This window comes from Streptomyces sp. NPDC060198 (assembly GCF_042728415.1).
GTDB lineage: Bacteria > Actinomycetota > Actinomycetes > Streptomycetales > Streptomycetaceae > Streptomyces.
The window spans coordinates 1-1947 of the sequence record NZ_JBHWZJ010000640.1 but is presented as its reverse complement, the minus strand read 5'-3'; the positions used below and the strand labels follow the sequence as shown (position 1 = coordinate 1947).

3 protein-coding genes are annotated in these 1947 nt (G+C 73.8%); 2 read left to right on the top strand and 1 reads right to left on the bottom strand.

Annotation, left to right across the window (positions count from 1 at the left end; genetic code table 11):
• Positions 1 to 37 precede the first annotated feature (37 nt).
• Positions 38 to 652 carry a CGNR zinc finger domain-containing protein gene (locus ACFWEP_RS34360; protein ID WP_387376188.1) on the bottom strand — a complete coding sequence of 205 codons (615 nt, stop codon included), beginning with the start codon at positions 650 to 652 and terminating at the stop codon, positions 38 to 40.
• A gap of 224 nt (positions 653 to 876) precedes the next feature.
• Here ACFWEP_RS34360 and ACFWEP_RS34355 point away from each other — a divergent pair, with 224 nt between their 5' ends.
• Together ACFWEP_RS34355 and ACFWEP_RS34350 are read left to right on the top strand one after the other, a co-directional pair.
• Positions 877 to 1620 (top strand): metallophosphoesterase, encoded by a 744-nt coding sequence (locus ACFWEP_RS34355; protein WP_387376186.1) that lies wholly within the window; start codon positions 877 to 879, stop codon positions 1618 to 1620.
• 30 nt (positions 1621 to 1650) lie between these two features.
• Positions 1651 to 1947, top strand: a 297-nt coding sequence (locus ACFWEP_RS34350; RefSeq protein WP_387376183.1) for a LysE family translocator, incomplete at its 3' end; no start/stop codon positions are given.

Genomic DNA, 1947 nt, shown 5'->3' with positions numbered 1-1947 from the left:
CGTCCCCGCCGCGCCGGGCGCCGTGCGCGCCCGCCCCTCACGCCGGGGCGGAACCGCCTTCGGCCACCGCCTGCTGACGCTTGTAGTGACGGGCGGCGCGGGCGCGGTTGCCGCACGACGGCTTGCACCACTCCTGCCGCCCGTGGCTCTTGACGAAGTAGCGCACGCAGCGGGGCGCGGTGCAGGAGTGCAGCCGCGGGCGCTGCGGGCCGCTGAGGAAGTCGATGGCGGCGCGGGCCAGGGCCGCGAGGAGCCGTACGCCCGGATCGTCCTCGGCCGACAGCAGCCGGGTGACGGGGGCGCCTTCGGTGGGCCAGTCCATCTGCGGGACGACCGGTTCCAGGGCCGCCACCGCGTTGAGCCGGGCCGTGGCCCGGTCGACCGGCATCAGGCGGTGGGCGTCAGCCGGGCTGGGGGGAGCGGGACTGACGGCCTTGGCGAACAGGGCCCGGACCGCTTGACGGACCTCCACGATCCGGAGCCTGAGGTCTTCGTCCGCCGCGAACTCCGCCGGAACCCGGCCGGCCGGCAGATCCCCGCACCCTTGGATCCAGCGGGTCGTCCCCGGGACGGTGGCGAGGTCGTCGGCGACGCCGCCCTCTCCGTCGTGACGGATCGTGCTCGCCAGTTCCAGTGCCAGCCAACGCTCCACGAGAGGTCTCCTTCCAGTTCCAGCTCTGCGCCCGGTCGTCGGCCTCCATCCTCACACCCCATAACCTCTAACGGGAAACTGAAAACTACCGTTAGAGTCTGCGGCGGGTGGTGCCACCGGGGCGACGCACACCGTCTCGCCCGGGCGGTGGCACCTGGGCGACGCGTGCCGTGTCGCCGCACGGACAGGTGGCCGCAGCCGCCGCTACTGAGGGAGACGACGGAATGACTCTGCTGCTCGCACAGATCAGTGACCTGCACCTCGACGGCAGCGAGCGGGCGACCCTGCGCGCCACCCGCGTCATGGACCACCTGCGGGCCCTGCCCCGGCCGGTCGACGCCCTTCTGGTCACCGGGGACATCGCCGACCACGGCGACGAGGCCGAATACGAGGAGGCGGCCCGGATACTCGCCGCCCCCTTCCCGGTGCTCATGTGCCCCGGCAACCACGACGAGCGCTCCGCCTACCGCAAGGCCCTGCTCGAAGAGGCGCCCGGCCACGGCCCCGTCAACCGGGCCCACCGCATCGGCGGCACCACGATCCTGATGTGCGACTCCACCATCCCGGGCCGCGACGAGGGCCGTCTCGACGCGGAGACGCTCACCTGGATCGGCACCACTCTCGCCGCGCTGCCCGAGGACGCCCCGGCACTGATCGCCTTCCACCAGCCGCCGGTCCGGCTCCACCACCCGCTGCCCGACTCCTTCCTGCTCGAAGAGCCCGGGGAGCTCGCCGCCCTGCTCGACGCGTACCCGCAGGTCACCGCGGTTCTCACCGGACACGCCCACACCGCGGCCGCCTCCACCTTCGCGGGGCGTCCGCTGATCGTCGGACCGGCCGTCACCTGGACCCTGCGCCTGCCCTGGGAGGGCGACGAGCCCGCGGACCGCGAGCAGCCCCCCGGCCTCGCCTTCCACGTCCTGGACGACGACCGGCGCCTGACCACCCACTACCGCGTCGTGCTCTGACCCCGGCCCCCGGCCGCGCCTGGAGGCACCGTGGTCCACCCGTACGCCGTCGCCGGGTTCCTGGTGGCGGTCCTCCCGCTGATCGCCACCCCGGGAGCCAGCCTGGCCCTGCTGGTCCAGCACGTGACCGACGCCGGGCGCCGCCGGGCCTTGCCGGTCATCCTCGGCACGGTCACCGGCCTGTACGTCCACGCCACGTTCGCCGTGGCAGGTCTGTCGGCCCTGGTCATGCAGTCCAGCCAGGCGTTCACCGCCGTCAGGCTCACCGGCGCCGCCTACCTCGTCGGCCTGGGCATCTGGACGTGGCGTTCCGCCTCGGCGGAACGC